General features: G+C 36.0%; 13 protein-coding genes and 1 pseudogene. All 14 read right to left on the reverse strand.

What is annotated here, in order from left to right; genetic code table 11:
- Positions 1–7: 7 nt before the first annotated feature.
- Positions 8–1,387, reverse strand: coding sequence for an ABC transporter substrate-binding protein (locus VXP95_RS09880; protein ID WP_416711942.1), 1,380 nt, complete (start codon positions 1,385–1,387; stop codon positions 8–10).
- An 11-nt stretch (positions 1,388–1,398) separates the two neighbouring features.
- Positions 1,399–2,736, reverse strand: coding sequence for an FAD-dependent oxidoreductase (locus tag VXP95_RS09885; protein WP_416711943.1), 1,338 nt, complete (start codon positions 2,734–2,736; stop codon positions 1,399–1,401).
- Positions 2,733–3,863 (reverse strand): acyl-CoA dehydrogenase family protein, encoded by a 1,131-nt coding sequence (locus VXP95_RS09890; RefSeq protein WP_416711944.1) that lies wholly within the window; start codon positions 3,861–3,863, stop codon positions 2,733–2,735. The genes VXP95_RS09885 and VXP95_RS09890 overlap by 4 nt, the downstream gene beginning before the upstream one ends.
- Before the next feature lie 239 nt (positions 3,864–4,102).
- Positions 4,103–5,743, reverse strand: coding sequence for a sigma 54-interacting transcriptional regulator (locus VXP95_RS09895; protein ID WP_416711945.1), 1,641 nt, complete (start codon positions 5,741–5,743; stop codon positions 4,103–4,105).
- 229 nt (positions 5,744–5,972) lie between these two features.
- A complete protein-coding gene (tatC, locus tag VXP95_RS09900) occupies positions 5,973–6,734 on the reverse strand; it encodes a twin-arginine translocase subunit TatC (RefSeq protein WP_004762866.1) in 762 nt (253 codons plus the stop codon).
- The gene (locus tag VXP95_RS09905; protein ID WP_005001549.1) at positions 6,735–7,142 is read right to left on the reverse strand and encodes a Sec-independent protein translocase subunit TatA/TatB; all 408 of its coding nucleotides are present in this window, start codon (positions 7,140–7,142) and stop codon (positions 6,735–6,737) included.
- Positions 7,143–7,188: 46 nt separating this feature from the next.
- Complete coding sequence (tatA, locus tag VXP95_RS09910; protein WP_151820728.1) at positions 7,189–7,398, reverse strand: twin-arginine translocase TatA/TatE family subunit; 210 nt, start codon at positions 7,396–7,398, stop codon at positions 7,189–7,191.
- Between the two features lie 76 nt (positions 7,399–7,474).
- A complete protein-coding gene (gene cynS, locus VXP95_RS09915) occupies positions 7,475–7,924 on the reverse strand; it encodes a cyanase (RefSeq protein WP_416711946.1) in 450 nt (149 codons plus the stop codon).
- A gap of 53 nt (positions 7,925–7,977) precedes the next feature.
- Positions 7,978–8,535, reverse strand: coding sequence for an OsmC family protein (locus VXP95_RS09920; RefSeq protein WP_151820730.1), 558 nt, complete (start codon positions 8,533–8,535; stop codon positions 7,978–7,980).
- A 974-nt stretch (positions 8,536–9,509) separates the two neighbouring features.
- Entirely contained in the window at positions 9,510–10,769 is a 1,260-nt protein-coding gene (locus VXP95_RS09925; protein ID WP_416711947.1) for a capsule biosynthesis protein, read from the reverse strand.
- 7 nt (positions 10,770–10,776) lie between these two features.
- Complete coding sequence (locus tag VXP95_RS09930) at positions 10,777–12,792, reverse strand: capsular polysaccharide biosynthesis protein (protein WP_416711948.1); 2,016 nt, start codon at positions 12,790–12,792, stop codon at positions 10,777–10,779.
- A 24-nt stretch (positions 12,793–12,816) separates the two neighbouring features.
- On the reverse strand, positions 12,817–14,127 hold the full coding sequence (locus VXP95_RS09935) for a hypothetical protein (RefSeq protein WP_416680981.1): 1,311 nt from the start codon (positions 14,125–14,127) through the stop codon (positions 12,817–12,819).
- 140 nt (positions 14,128–14,267) lie between these two features.
- A complete protein-coding gene (locus tag VXP95_RS09940; protein WP_416680982.1) occupies positions 14,268–16,493 on the reverse strand; it encodes a hypothetical protein in 2,226 nt (741 codons plus the stop codon).
- A gap of 67 nt (positions 16,494–16,560) precedes the next feature.
- A pseudogene (locus VXP95_RS09945) lies at positions 16,561–16,692 on the reverse strand (IS982 family transposase); the annotation flags it as partial.
- Between the last annotated feature and the right edge of the window lie 9 nt (positions 16,693–16,701).

The following is a 16,701-nucleotide window of genomic DNA, read 5'->3' on the forward strand; positions in this document are numbered from 1 at the left end:
AGTACTCCTATGATGTGCGTTTAATTTTGAAACTATTGATATAGGCATCGGGCTGGGTTGGATCAAAAACCGTCCCCATTACAATAATTTTTTTTCTCTTTTGATATTCGCTTGGATGAAATACACCCAATTCTTTCATTTGCTTTTCAGCATCGGTCATTAGAAAAATCTGCTTGGCAATATCTTGATAATTCACGTTTGCTTTTAGATAACCCCAACGCTTCATTTGAGTTAAGATCCAAATCGCCATCGAGTCCCATGGCATTGGATCGAACCCTGCCCGATTCGGTTGGTGAATGACATTACCCAAACCATCTGCAAAACGGCCTGTTAATGTCTGCCGGACCACAATTTCAGGTTGATTGAGATAATTTGGTTTTGAGATCACCTTAGAGATGTTCATCAAATTTTCTGGCTGATTGGCTAAATTCGCCGACTTCAAAATTGTGCGATATAACGCTGCAAAGGTATTCGGGTTTTGCTGAATAAAGGCTTGAGATGTTCCAAAGGCACAACATGGATGACCATCCCATATGTCTTTAGATAAAATATGAATAAACCCCACTTCTTCATAAACAGCACGTTGATTAAATGGGTCAGGGCCCAAGAATCCATCGATGTTTCCAGCTCGTAAATTTGCAATCATTTCCGCAGGTGGTGTCACTCTAATCTGAATATCGCGATCTGGATTTAAACCATGCTCAGCCAAGTAATAGCGCAACAGAAAGTTGTGCATGGACTGCTCATAGGGAATTGCAAAGCGAAAGCCTTTCCAATTTTTCGGGTCGCGGTTATTTTTGTGCTTTAATGCCAAAGTAATACTTTGACCATTGGTGTTCTGAACTGATGCCACTCGCATAGGTTGAGCACTCGAACCAATCCCCATACTAATAAAAATAGGCATCGGTGCCAGAAAGTGTGAGGCATCCAGTTCATTGTTCAGCATACGGTCGCGCACCAAAGCCCACCCTGCAACCTTTTGAAGTTGCACATCTAGACCTTGCTCCTTATAAAGTCCCATTGGATGCGCCATGATTAAAGGTGTGGCACAGGTAATTGGAATAAATCCAACATCCAGCGTTTTTTTCTCCAAAGGTCGTTTTTCTAAAGCTATGGCTTGCAAGGATTGAATAGGAAGTATTGAACTGATCGCAGCTAAAGCCGTACCCGCACCGACCGTTTTTAGAAATTGTCTTCGTGTTACTTCTTGCGGAAAAATTGCTTTCATCAATGCGGCTTCAACAAAATCATGTGAGTTCTGCTCAATCGCTGATTCGGTTACTTGAAGCGCAAGCTGATGCTCTGCCTCCGATGAATGTTGACCACATTGACATCTACCCAATGTCGAGTCTGAGGCGTAGGGGCGATAACGGTTATGATGTTCCATATGCGTACTCCCTATTTATGAGCCATTTTAAATTCGGCCGTGATCGTTGTTTGATGACGTTGTTGCATATGCAACATCCCTGTGTCATCTTCAATACTTTCCCAAGGCAGATCAGTTTTGGGTGAACCTTGAATTTCAATAGAAACCGTTTTGGTTTTAAGTTTGATCAACGGTATGCTGTGTTGATAGCCTGTATGCGCTTTCTCTAAGATATGATGTGCAATGGCTTGAGCTTGTTTAGCAATCGGCTCAATGAAACGACAAGGCGAACCATTTAAACTGATACAATCACCTAGCGCATAAATATCAGGTTGGCTTGTCTGTAATGTCATAGGATTAACCACATAGCCATTTTCAAACGCTAAACCCACTTGGTTAGCCAATCTTGAATCGGTTCTTAGACCTAGGGAAACAATAATTAAATCAACGATTAATGTCTCACCATGATCTAAATACAAAACTTTTTTACTGCCCTTTTCCTCAATTTTTTTAACTTGAGCATTACCATAGAACTGGATACCAATTTTCTCCTGCTCTCCAACAAGTTTCTGACCAGCATATGTCGGCAATAAAGTAGATAATGGATATGCATTACGTTCAATCAAATGCACGCGATGTCCCGAACTGGCTAAATCCTCTGCAAGCTCACACCCAATCATTCCTGCACCGACCAATGCAATACTCACCTCAGAGTTAAGCTGGCTTGAAAGTGCCTTCCAGTGATCTAAGTTATTGATACGCCAGCAAGTCTTAGGGGAAAATGGGGCGGGAAGAAAAGACTGTGCACCTTGAGCAAGAATCAATTTGTGATAAGAAAACATACCTCGTGTAGTGCGAATCATTTTTGCTTGCACATTAATTCCTGTTACAAAGCAATGTGTTACCAATTGAACATTTAGTCGTTTAGCTTTATCAATCGCACTTTCTTTTACTAACTGATCGGGGGTGCGCTGGCGGGAAAATGCAACAGAAAGCTCAGGTTTATGATAAACATTAGCCTCACACGCACTGATAATCGTAATTGGTCTATTCAAATCCAGGCGACGTATATTTTCAGCAGCAGACCAACCGGCTAAGCCAGCACCCACAATAATAATTTGCTCTGCTGAATTTTTAATAAATGGGCTGCTATCGTCTGAGATTGATGTGTAATCAAGTGCCACATAGGGTTCAAAATCCAGTTTGGTTACACCGCATAAAGGGCACTCCCAGTCATCAGGAATATCCTCAAAACGCGTACCAGCGACTAAACCACTATCTGGATCGCCTAGGGCCTCGTCATAAATCAAACCACATGCTCGGCAGATATATTTTTTCCATTCGATTGCTGTTGTTTGAGTGTTATTCATGCTGGTAACTCCTCTTTAAGCAGTCGTTGCATTTCCCAGCGCAAATGTTTAATCGCTGGGGTGACAATCGCAACAAAATGGGCTTCTCGAATGCGACGTTGTGGAGCGGCCGTTTTTAAATATCCTCTGGCACCTTGATGCAGTAATGCAGATTGTGTCGCCCGTAAGGCTAATGATGCTCCTTCAGCACGTGCGTCCAAAACATCTAAAAATGCTTCTGCTGGGGCAGTAAGTGGCTGTTTAGCCAAACTCATTACCCGTGACAAAAGACTATCGAGTTCGAGTTGTAATTGTTCCGCGGAATCTTCTAAATATTGATTCACATGACCTAAAGGCTGACGAACTTCTAAAATAGAATCGATACTTCCGGCCACTAAACCACTTGCCATCCCTGCCTGAAGTAAAACAAAGGCTTGTTTCACTTTTTGAATGAAAGGTTTTGCTGGCACAGCTATTAATTGATCTGGTGACACAAAATAGCTATCTAGATTAATTCTCCAAGTGCTAGTACCTTCCATTCCCGAGAATTCAGGACACTGACTTAATTTGACCCGTTCATCCAGATCAAGGATGAACATAATTTCATAAGGCTCTTGTTGATCATCGAGAGGTTCTACCATAGCGATTGCGCCACAATACTGACCGTATTGAATATGACTTACCCAAGGTAAAGTGCCAGACACCTCATAACCATCACCCACTTTTTTTGCCTTAAAGACCATTTTTTCAATGCCTGCAAATGCTTTCATGGGATTGGAAAGTGCAGTTCCTCCAAAGCTATTTCCTTCAGCATGATCTTTTAAACGTGCAATCAACGCAGGGTTATTTGACTCTTGCATATATAAGCCACAGACCATATGGCACCACATTAAAAATGCAGTTGAGCCACAGGTTTTTCCAACTTCATGCATCGCTAAAAGCGCCAAATCATAACGACTACCGTACATGTTTAAATGTGCCGCCAAAGCCCCTGTTTGAGCCAATGCCTGCATGACATCTAAAGGGTAATAGCCCTCATCAATGCTTTGAACTTTAGGTAATAGTTTTTCTTGAATGACAGATTTAATTTTCGTTAAGAATTGATCGGCATGGGGAGGTTGTTCGATGTGAATATTTAAACTGGTCATTTGGTTATTCCTTCTCTTATCAGATTTAAAGCAATGTGATCAATCATGGAGTAGATGATTCACTGCTCATTTAAATCATTTAACGGCTCTATGCCATAAGGATTGCAACCATTGTGCCAAGCATTAAAATTATTTTTTGTTATTAAATTTCAATAACTTAATTTATTAAAAATTTTTATAGTTCTTTATTTTGTCAAACATTATTTACAATGTCTGACATTTTGTACAAACGAACAATCTCAATTGGATTGTTCGTTCATTTTACCCAGACGATAACTAAACTGCCGTGGTGTCATTCCTAACAATTGCGCAGCTCGCGTTTTATTTCCACCCGCGCGCTCCAAAGCAGTCATCAATTCATTCATCTCATGTGAATCTGCTTTTGCATAGGGACGAATTGAAAAATTATTTGGCATTTCAGCTGGATATGGCATATGAAATGCAGCCGATGCTAGAGGTGCGAGATGATGTTGTCTGCTCGGAAGGTGAATATTCTCTGCCTTATTTTGAGTTAAGAAAAATTGAATATCTTCTGAACTTACAATCGACTTATCACTAAGTAAAACCAGACGTTCAATAAAATTAGAAAGTTCTCGGATATTCCCAGGCCAAGTATGCTGTTGTAACTGATCCAATGCACTTTGATTTAAATGCAGATTTTTCTGATTGTTCTGATTCGTTTTATTTAAAAAATACATTGCCAGTAAAGGAATATCACTACGGCGTTCAGCTAAAGAAGGCAGTTGAATTGGAATTACATTGAGTCGATAGAATAAATCCTGTCTAAAGTTACCTATATTAACTTCATGCGCCAAATCCCTGTTAGTAGCTGCTACGACTCGAACACTGATTTTAATTTCAGACTTTCCTCCCAGACGCGTTAAAGTGCCTTCTTGTAGCGTTCTCAGCAGTTTGGTTTGCATCGGCATCGGCATTTCCCCAATCTCATCAAGGAAAATTGTCCCACCATTGGCCTGTTCAAAAAAACCAGCTCGCATACCGACTGCGCCAGTAAATGCTCCCTTCTCATGACCAAATAATTCAGATTCAAATAAGTTCTCAGGAATTGCAGCACAGTTAACTTTGATGAACGGTTCTTCTCGGCGTGGACTTGCCAGATGTAGCGCACGTGCGAATAACTCTTTGCCAGTACCAGATTCCCCCAATAAGAGAACGCTCGCATTGGCTTGTGAAACCTGTTCGATCGTGGTGATAGCTTTGAGAACTTGGGGGGATTTTCCAACAATACCATAACGTGTACTGTCCGAATGGAACATTTTTTTTAACCAATCATTTTGTAATGCCAACGCACTGGTTTTGTCTTCAATATGCTGATACATATACAAAATCTGGCTAATCATAGTGGTCAAGATTTTTAAGATCGTTAAATCATCATTCATCATCCGCCTTCTCAACCGAATACGATGACAAGCCAAGACCCCCACAGTTTTAGAATCCACCTGAATAGGCAAAGCATAAAAAGAGACTATTTCCTGAGGCAGATTTTCACGCTTAACACTACGCGCTAAAAAATTATGATCCTCATCGATGTTTTGAACAATAATGGTTTGTCCCATCTCTAAAACACTACCTGTGATCCCCTCACCTAGCGCATAGCGACCACGTTCAACTTCTTGACGCGTTAAACCATAGGCATATTTAATGCTACCAAATTTTTTATTGTCTTCTAATAAGATAATACGACCACGATTTAGTCCCAATAATTCAGACATAAGATGAAGGATTTCTCTAAATACAATTTGGGTATTTAGTTGCTTACTGGCCAAAGATGTCACTTGTTGTAAAAGCAACATTTCCTGGGTACGCCAATAGGCTGTTTCCGTATTGAGCTGGGTCACTTCGTTAACGTTATTGCTCATGTTAAACGTATCCCTTCTAATTCCATATTAATATTTAGGGATTGCTTCAGCAAAACCTGTACCAACTGGAGATTCTTATCAACTAAAATTTTGAAAAAACAACAATTATGCTCATTTAATGAGCACAAAGAAGCATTATACAACTACAGACTAACTGGATTAAGAGATGATTTGAATTCTACTTTGATGGCAACTAAACTGAAATTCTAACTAACTCTAAAGTGTATGTTTAATTGATCTCTATACGTTTTGTATTTAAATATAACTGTGAAACTGCTAAACCAATTTCAAAGAGCAAATACATAGGAACCGCAAGCATAATCATGCTCAGTGCATCGGGTGGTGTAATAAACATCGCTACAAAAAAACAGCCCACAATAACCAAGCGACGTTGTTGCTTCCAGACATGGACTGATACGATTTGATTGATAGAAAGTAAAAAAATTAAAATCGGAATTTCAAAGATCATTCCAAAGATAAAAAATAAACTCAAACAAAATTGAAGATAGCTTTGAATATCCGTCATTGGTAATACACTATCAGGACTAATACTCATAAAAAAATGGAGTGCTGTCGGTAAAACAAAATAATATGCCCCGCTCGCCCCTAGATAAAATAAACCAATCGCACATAAAAATAACGGCAATACCAGTCTTCGTTCAATATGTTTAAGGCCCGGTTTAATAAAGTTCCACAGGCAATACACCAATATTGGCAAGCTGATTAATACACTGACAAATAAAATGAGTTGAAGCGGCGCAACAAATGTTCCTGTAACCGTGGTTGCAATCATCTGACTTTGATTAGGTAATTGTTCAATTAGGGGTTGGGAAATCCACTCATATATAGTTTTGTGAAAAGGTAATAATCCAAGCACCAACAACATTACAAAACCAAGCATTTGAATCAAACATTTTCTTAAAGCACGAATGTGTCCTGTTATTGGTAAAATTGCAGTATCAGGTTCAGCAAGTACATATGATTTTTTCATTTAAGCTACCTCCTGCAAGTGCTGCTTTGAAGCGTTATGCTGCAAATTTTGTTGTGTTTTCGCTGCCCAAATTTCCTGCTGCAATGCATGACTATGTAATTGATGAATTAAGCCAATAGTACATAATTGACTCGAACGGATCTGAAATAGCTGCTGAATGAACAGACTGTGATAAGGAGAAAATGCAATTGGGTCAAGGTAGATATATTGCTTTCGGGACAATTCTATAGGACTACAATATTTTTCGATTTGTGCTTCTAAATCATAAATATTGCTGTCAAAAACATACTTTGTCTTTTTATAAAAAGAACGTGCTTTCACCAAAACAAATGGTAGCTTTTCTGGACCCAGAATTAAAATTGCTAGAATGACAAACACAATGAATTCTGTGATGCTTACATTAAGCATAGCTATCCCTCCTTAAATCAGCACATCATGTTCTCCATTGCACTGACTACTTGCCCTGTGCAACTTGAGTTGTTTTGTGATTCTGCTTTAAGTCATCCTGAGAATTGCCGATCATGGCGGAATCATCATTGATACTGTGCCGAAAATCTTTCATTGCAGTACCTAAATCACGACCAAGAGTTTTAATACGTGAAGTACCAAACACCAAAATCAGTACAATCAGCATGACCAAAATATGCCAAATGGATAATCCCATGAGATTTTCTCCCAAAAATTAACGTCGTGATAGAAAAATCTAAAGGCTCATGCCTGAGCCTTTAGTCGTAACAGAATTAGTAACTCTTATATGGCAAGAATTTGCCTGAGAGGATAACATTGACACGGTCACCATTTGGATTGCTTTCATGCTGGATATCCATACTAAAATCAATCGCACTCATGATCCCGTCACCAAATTCTTCATGAATTAGTTCTTTAATGGTTGAACCGTAAACACTAACCACTTCATACCAACGGTAAATCAGTGGATCGGTTGGAACAGCTGTAGGTAATGACCCTTTGTAAGGGACAATTTGTAGCCATGCCACCGCTTCATCAGACAGATCAAATATTTCGCCCAATTTTCCAGCTTGTGCTTTATCAAAAGCCATTTGGCCTAGACAACCTGATGTCACCCACTCTTTTGATAAGCCAAGTTGCTCTGCAACGTCAGACCACTTTAAACCTTTCATGACTTTGGCTGAGATAATTTGTTCTGTGACCTGATTTCGATTTGTAATCATCATTTTTTCCTAAAATCTTATAAAAAGTGAAATAAAGGCTTAGATAAACTCTTTTATTCATCCATTAAACTGATACTAAATGCGATAGGATTACGCATAGAATTGGCAACTGGTGAGTAGAAATTGGCATGTGTCACAATTTCATCCAATTCTTCACGTGTTGCATCCCCCTCAATTAACACTTTGACTCGAATCGCTTGGAAGCCCATTTCTTCAGGCGCTTTTAATGCACCACCTGCACCCCAAGCGGCAGGATTACCAATATCTGCTTCTAAGAAAATTTCTAGCTTGCTTAATGGGATACGTTTCCATGTCGCTACAGCTGTGATGCCAACAGCTAAGCACCCCCCCAAACCAGAAAGTACAATTTCACCTGGTGCTGGTGCTGTATCTTCACCAAATAAATGTAATGGCTCATCTACCACAACAGGTTGATGGTTTCCTACATAACTTAAGCTTCGATACATGCCTTGCATGATGGTATGTACCTTGTTTCCGCCCATGCTCTGTGGGTTATTACGGCCTTTTTCAGCAAAAGCCATTAAGCCATCACGGTCAATCGGTTTAAGATGAGTTTTTACAGTTTTAGCTTGCTCGATTACATCTGACATAGGTTTCACCTTTTAGGTTGATCAATTGGTTATGTCATGTAGATAGCAAACTGTGTGCCAAGAATTTTTATTCAATAAAAACAATAACATAAATAATTTTTAGTATTTTTTATCAAATGCTTGATTAGACATTGATTACAAAGTTCGACATTTTGTCCGAAGTGTCAAATGCTATATATTCTATGTTGCTTAAAATCTTAGTACTAAAAATGAGTTCATTAGCGAAGCCAATCTAAGAAAATAAAAAATTTCAAAAAATGGTTATTAAACTATAAGTCTGGTGAATTCTATAATTTGTAAAATGTTCTGTTTCAGGGGGCTTGGTTATATAAGATTTGTGAATGCTTTTGATCTAGCTTGTTTTTGATCGAGCAGGTTATTGAGATTGAAGATCACACTAAATCCAAGCATTTCTCAATTGATTTAAGCCAAGTTATAAAACCTCTTGGTTAGATTATAAAATTGGATGCAGGCTTGTTCATCTGATAATTGTATTTTTAAAGAAAATATAAGAATTCATGTGCCAAAACTTATGACTTACAAATATTATATTTAATCATATCTTGTTTATAATAATTTATAAAATTAATGCGAAAACATAGGTGACTTCTACAAACCGAAATATCCAAAATAAAGTGACCAAAACCACATTAAATGATCTAAATTGATCAAAATTTTACCCCCATCAAAAACCATATACTAATAATTAAATCATATACTTATAATTAAGGTGATTTAATGAAATAAATCTCGGTGACCTTGCCAAGGTTGGGGTCGGGAGTTCGAGTCTCCTTTCCCGCTCCAGATTCTAAAAAAGCCCTGATTTTTCGATCAGGGCTTTTTTTATTTTAAATTCTTTTATCCCCTTCAATGAAGTTCAGGCAAAAGTATTTAAGGATTTCTCTCAACAAGATTTCTAAAATTTCTAAATTTTACCAGTTAATTATATGAGCCATGAAGGGCTCTCATCCCAATCAGATGGAAACAGGATTATTGGCCGGCTGCATTTCTACATCTACCTCGATATGCGACAGATCATAGTGATCCATCCAAGGTGAAGCACCATAAAATGCCCCGTTTAATTGAGAATAATTAATCAGCTCTTCACGGAAGTAATTAAAATACACCTGATCCACCTTACCTGGATTCCTCCAGAATTTAGCCAGTGGCCGTTGGTTGGTCAGCTTAGGCAAGTTATAGAGTGCATAGCCCAATACCTTGACAGGAATATGGTGATACAAAGCCTGAATGCCTGTCGTACTATTTACCGTGACAAAACCCAGGCTATTTTTTAAAAGCGTAGGTAAATGGATATCACAAAAATAGTGAATCCGTCCCTCCACATCCTGAGACTTGGCCAACTTACGAATATAAGAAGCATAATTACGATAGCCACGATCCATTGGATGATGTTTAAGTACTAAATGATGATGCGGATCTGCGTGTCGTGCAAAATCCCGAATCACCATTTCAATATACTTTTTCATACATTTCAAATCGGAATGGGTACGAATTTGAAAATCGTTATGTACTTGTAGAGCAAAAACAAAATAGCGTTTTTTATAGCCCTGTATAAATGTATTAAACCGACCATCTTCTACAAAATAGTTTTTAATGCGCCGCACACCTGACCAGATCCAGTAATAAATTTCAGCCCAGATACTCATCTGCCTGTGGTGTTTATAATGGGGGTATTTCCATGAAAAAATCAGCATAAATAAATAATAGATCATTACACTGACTACCATTGAGCGGTAGCTATTATTGACTTCGGAAATTTCCTCAATCTGGCTATGTTTATGTTTTTTGGCTTTTAACTTCAAATGCGATAAAAAGTTGGAAAAGAAATTAACCCCGTCCTGCTCAAAGGTAATGTAGTTTGGCCGGATATACCCTTCTTCAAAAGCAAAAAAGTTAATCTGATGCTTCAATGCCACTTTTTTTGCAATCTGATGGTATTGACGGCAGTCCCCAAAACATACGACAGTATCAATATCCTGGGTTAACAGCAGATCCTCAATCCAGGCTGAAAATTCAGAAGAAGCACCGGTAAAATTAAAATTGTATTCAAAAGAACGTGAAAAAAACTGATCACCACCATTCAAGTTTACTTTAAAGCAATGAATATCATGATCTTTTAGCCATGCAGAAAAACGATTAAAAAAGTTCCCCATCGGGCCCTGTAACAAGAGGACCCGCTCAGAAAGTAATAAACGATTTATATGAACTGACATAAAGCAATTAACCTATTTTTTTTAGTATATTATATAGAGCTAATAATACACGTTTATACCTTTCGTTATAACTTACCGGTTGATCTAACTGTTTTTTTATATAAGCAATTACATCTTCAGGTCTGACCAAGGGGATACCCGACACCTCGGTATGCGCTAAATTATAGGTCGGATATTCTACAAGGGTTACATACAATAAATCCTCCAATGTAAGATGTCTATTGCGTCTTTGTGACAAGTATCTATCCTGTGTCAAGCCCCAGCCTGCATAGAAAGGTAATCCATAACAATAGACCTTTAGCCCCCGAATTAAAGCTTCGAAACCACTTAAGGACGTTATGGTATGTACCTCATCACAAATTTCAAAACACTCTAAAATGGAAGTATCAAGTTCAACCTGATCGGCATAATGCAGCATGTCCGGTTCAGGAATTTTCCCTGTGCGTAGTCCGCTCTGGACATCTGGATGTGGCTTGTAAATAATATAGCTGTCCGGATGGTTTTCCCTGACCTGCTTGAGCAGCCCCAGATTGGTTTTAACCCCCACTCCCCCGAGCTGAATCGACATATCATCTTCCACCTGTCCAACGACCAACAGAACACGTGAATGTGGAGGACGTGTTAATGATTTTTTTGTGCCGACATTGTATTTTGAAATATTTAAATCAATAAGTAATTTTCTTAATCGCTGTGCGCGGTCAATCTGCTCTGTACTTAAATTCACATTTAAAAGCAGCTGTTCTATTCGTGAAGGCTGTGTAGCATCATAGTAAATGCCGACATTGTCAAAAACCAGTGAACAGGGCCGGATCAGCTTCGCTCCTAGGCCAACAGAACGAATAAATCCATCTTCAACAGTAGTGACTTGTTCATAAGCTGATTCTTTTAACAGCTTGGCTCTTTTCCCCCAAGCTAAAATATAATGATGTTTATGCGGTTTAAAATAACGCTGGAATTTCAGCTTGAGCTGAGGAAATGCGAAATAAGCTGCAATAAACTTTTTTTTCCAGGGACTAAACCCATAGGCTATATACGATTGGGCCAGTTGTTGTTGGAACTGTATATTTGGAATAAATAAATCGAGGATTTCCTCTAACTCGCAGCGCTGTCCGGTTACTGGATTAAGATAATGTGCATACTGCAAATACGCACAGGCAAATAAATGCTGCAAGGAGCGATTTGGTCTGCGTCGCCCATTTAAAATATGCAGAGGCGCGCGATGATCCTGGGTAAGTCCCCAGCCTGCATACCATGGCACACCAAAACAATGTACCATCTTGCCACACAGCAAGGCTTCAAAACCAAGCTGTGAGCTGACTACATAGACCTCGCTCATATAGTCCAACAGCTCAATCGGATTATAGGCCTCAGTTAAAACCCGGATATTTTCAGAATCCAAGTCCTGCGGTTGAAAATGAGATTTTGCCTTTCCCGCCATTACATCAGGGTGAGTTTTGACCCAAATAATCGCATGCGGATGATCGTGACAGGCTTGTGCCAACATGGTCTTAAAGGTTGCTGGGGTAGCACCAGCATATTTTATGGATTGATCACCAAAAGTTTGATCAACAACCAAAACATGTCTAGTTGTCTGTTCAAATTTAGCAGGATCGATGCTTTGGAATTTTTGATTATATTTGGTGACTTTATGGTTTAATATTGTCTGAATGACGGATGAAGCTCGCAGGTTTAGTTTTTCAGTTTCAGGTTGAAGAATCAGTTGTTCCAAGTCTGATGTTTGCAAGGCATCAAAATAAATACCTGTTTCATCAATCACTAGGGAAAGAGGTGCATAGCCATCTTTGCCTAAGCCAAGAGAACGGATAAATCCATCTTCCAAGCAGAGTGCTTTTAAGCCATTTTTTTCAGCTAGGTTTTGGGCTTTGAAAAAACTTTTTTTGCGTCCCCAGCCACAGGGAATAAATGCATGTGGGCGAAAGATAGTTTCCCATACATGCAATTTATTTCTATAAAGAAAATTTCTCAAAGAGCATTGATGTTTTTTATCAAAAAAATAATACATAGTTTCCAAAATATTAATAATTTTTTAATCATTAACTAATGATAAAAAAGGTTTTTTATAAAAACATTCTAAATTAGTGGCAGTACTGGCAATAAAACCATTTTCTTCAAAGTAATCAAAATTAATATAATAAGCAGAAATAGAATTTATTGAACTACTAACCTCTATATATCCAAAATTAATTCTTTCTCTTTCAGGCACTTCCAACTGCTTCACTAAACTTTGATTACTATCAAGTACAATTTTACATTTTTCATCAATAATCCATACTCCGTCATAATTAGGATAAGACTTTTCTATCATATTTAAACTAGACTCAATAGTTTCACCTTTTAAAACATCAACAGATTCAGAAGATATTTCACTTTTAGTTAAACTTAAGATAATACAATCTGCCCATCTTTTTTTTATTAACCCTACCAAGTCATGAATATTATTTGAGCCTTTATAAACCAAACAAACCAACACTCTAGGTTGAAATCCAGAAATAGTTTTCTTTAAATTTCCATCAATTTTATTAAGTAATAATTTCTTATAATGTCGCCCTATTTTTTTTTGTTTTTTTAAAATATGAATCATTCGATCATTATAATCTTGGGAGTTAGTAGATATAATAATAGGATGATAAAAACCTTGTTTAATATTAACAAAGTTTGGACTAATAAAATATAAGTTACCACTAGTTGTAAAATTAAAATTTTCTAAATCATCTTTGCCATACAATTCATCCATACGTAAGACTTTATAATTTAGACTAAAGTTTGCTAAAAATGACTCATCGTTTAAAAAATTAAGAAAATTATTTTTAGAATAAAGCTCTACATATTCTATTCTTTTCCTTAATGCCTCTAAACAAAATTTTTTCGATACATAAACTATACTGAATGACATTTTCTTAGCAATTGGAACTTGAAAATAAGCTTCAGCACTTTCTTTCCAAACCCATCCCGAATGTGCATTCCAAAATGACTTCGCACATAAATCGAGATTTTTTGATAAAGGTAAACCAAGATAAGTCGTCAAACTTTCGCTTGCTGCTAAAGCATCATCTTCAATTAACCAATATCCGTCATAGTTAGGGTATTTTATTGACATTAAATATAAACCAAAATCCCCACAAAGCCATCCTAACTTTTCTAGTTCTACATATAATCCTACTTCAGTTAAAGTACTTTTATTAATTGACACCTTGGGGAAAATTCCACAGTCTACGTCTTTTTTTAGCTCATCAACAACTAAGACTACATCTATATTTGCATTTTTATAGTATAAAAAAAGACTTAATGTTTGTATATCAAATTTGGTTGTTCTTAGTCCAATTAAAAATTTTCTCATCAAACTTTTCCTACCGTATAATATTTTAAAGTCTTTTATAAAATAACTATATTATAGAATCTATTTTATAATTAATAATTAATAATTAATAATTAATAAACTAGATTCTATTTAATAAAACTAAACAATAAATAAAAATTTTAATTATCTAAAAAATTCAGTTTATTTTTTACGGCATCAATAAAAAAACCCTTAGGATTTTTAATTAGTTTACGAACTTTTTTATTACTCTCTAAAAATGGGAAAGGCATGCTGAACTTTTGAGGAGATACAGCAGACTTTTTATCTTCTATAACAGTTTTTGATTCAAATATAATTTTTGCCGAAATAAAAGATTTCTCTGAATAAGGAAAAACCTTATGATTACCAATATTTATTGAAGTATTATCAATACTAAACTTTTGAACTTGAATATTTTTATAACCATGTGATAATCTATCACCAAAATCTCTAATTTTATCTTCAGCCTGGAAGGTACTATACTTTTTTTCTAATAACCAAGTTATAAACTTAAATACAATCATTTCGTCTAAATTTTGTTTATATTCAGAATCTAAAATAAATTGAATTGCTTGCTCTAAATTAACCGCCTTTGTCGCAAGCCGTCCATTTAAACTATAAAAGGCGTTACCTATACAATAAGGTTTTTTACCATGTAATATTGAAAGCAAGCCAACACCTGAATTATAAAGTACAATATAGTCAAAAACATCTAAAATAGCATGAATGTTGGTATTATTAAGTATAATAATATTTGTATAATTCTCAAAGCTATTAATATTTGGCATTAATGGATGTGGTTTAATATAAAACATAATTTCAGAATATTTCAAAGCTAATGTTTTTATATCTGAAGTAAAATCATCATAATTTTGATAATTTTCATTAAAATAAGTTACAGCCATATCGTCTGGCAACTGAAAAGGAATAAAAATATTTTTAGTATTTTTATTTATAATTGAATGAAGATTTTGAATAGAATCCTCATAATCCTGCATATTTTCTAAAGTATTTTTCCCGGTTCTAATCTTAGAAATGTACCTTGAAATACTTTCTTTTTCTTTAACATTTAAATTCTTATTTAAAATATTCTTAGTAATATTATCTTCATCATAAAAATCAGAATCGTTATAGGATACTTCATTTGCATAATAAATAGTGTGTGGTAAAGCACCTCGCTCAATAATTTTAACAGGAATACTATTTTCCTTTGCTAACTCAATTAAAGCATAATAATCTTTATGACTTTTCATATATGGATTAAAAATACAAACTAGGTCAATCTCTCGGCGTAGTATTTTTTTATATGCTTGATTAATTTCTGCTTGATTTGAACTTGAGGCAACTTCTAATGCATAACCTTGGGCTCTAAATGGTAAAAAATATCCCCATTGGTCTATATCATTCATCAGACATAAGGCTTTTTTATTGCGAACTAGATAGTCAATTTCTAGAATTTTTTCTTCATTTTTTAAATAAATACCTAAAATTTTATTAAAACGCTCCCGTTTCCAATCATTGTTATTGGTCCAATACCCTTTTTCACTTGGTTTAGGATGCCACATATGGTAGGTTTTATAACCTAAATATGCGGAGGTAAAAGTTAACGCTTCTAAATATTTTCGAAAGCCTTCATAAGTTGAGGCTTTCCAAAAACTTTCTTTGAGTGGTCCATAAAAGTCTTTATTCAAGTTTTTAGGTTTTGGTAAATCACTTGTTAAATAACCTAAACGAATTAAATATTCAAAATCTTCAGAGCCATGACCGCGGAATATATCACAATATCCACCACTTAAGTCATATAAGTTTTTATGCATAAATAAGATATTGCTATATGGTGCAATAAATTCAATTTCTTTTTTAAACTCAGCTTGAAGAGAATAATAGTCTAGACTTCTAATATATTTTCCTTTATCTAATGGCTCTAATTCTTCAAAATCTTTTGAAATATTTTCAGCTAAATGAATAACGGGAAAAGTAATATAACGTCTAGGATTTACATTAAACTCCAGTAAAGTTGCATCTTTTGCTAAAGTTTGGAAAATATCCCTACTAAATACGCAATCAATATCAGAAAATAAAATCAAATCTGTTGTCACGTATTTAAAGGCCAAGTTTTTGGCTTTTGATGCGGAAAATGTACTGGTATCATTGATTTTTACATAAGTTGCATTTGATTTTTTACATTCATCTTCAATAAATAATGAATATTTTTCTTCTGAACCAAAGTCTAAAATTAAAATTTTTGGACATGGTTCATAAAAATTTAAGCAAAACTTAATACGTTCTAAAATCCAAGGAGTGAAGTCTGAAACTCGAATGGTGAGAACATAGGTAATATCTTTCTCTGAAAATTTTTTAAACATATTTTGAAACCTTAGCTATTTAGTTTTTTTTAAGTATGTGAACAATATTGTATAACCCGAATCCTGCTTAAGTCGATGTTTCATAAGCTTGAATGGCTGGCCTATTTTTATGGTAAAGTTGATAAGCACATAAAGAAGCATAAATTCCTGTGAAATAGCCTCGAGTACTTCTCGCTTTACTCCTCACTAAATTGTATTCCTTCCAGTA

It is taken from the genome of Acinetobacter sp. 226, from assembly GCF_048147925.1.
GTDB classification, from domain to species: domain Bacteria; phylum Pseudomonadota; class Gammaproteobacteria; order Pseudomonadales; family Moraxellaceae; genus Acinetobacter; species Acinetobacter pecorum.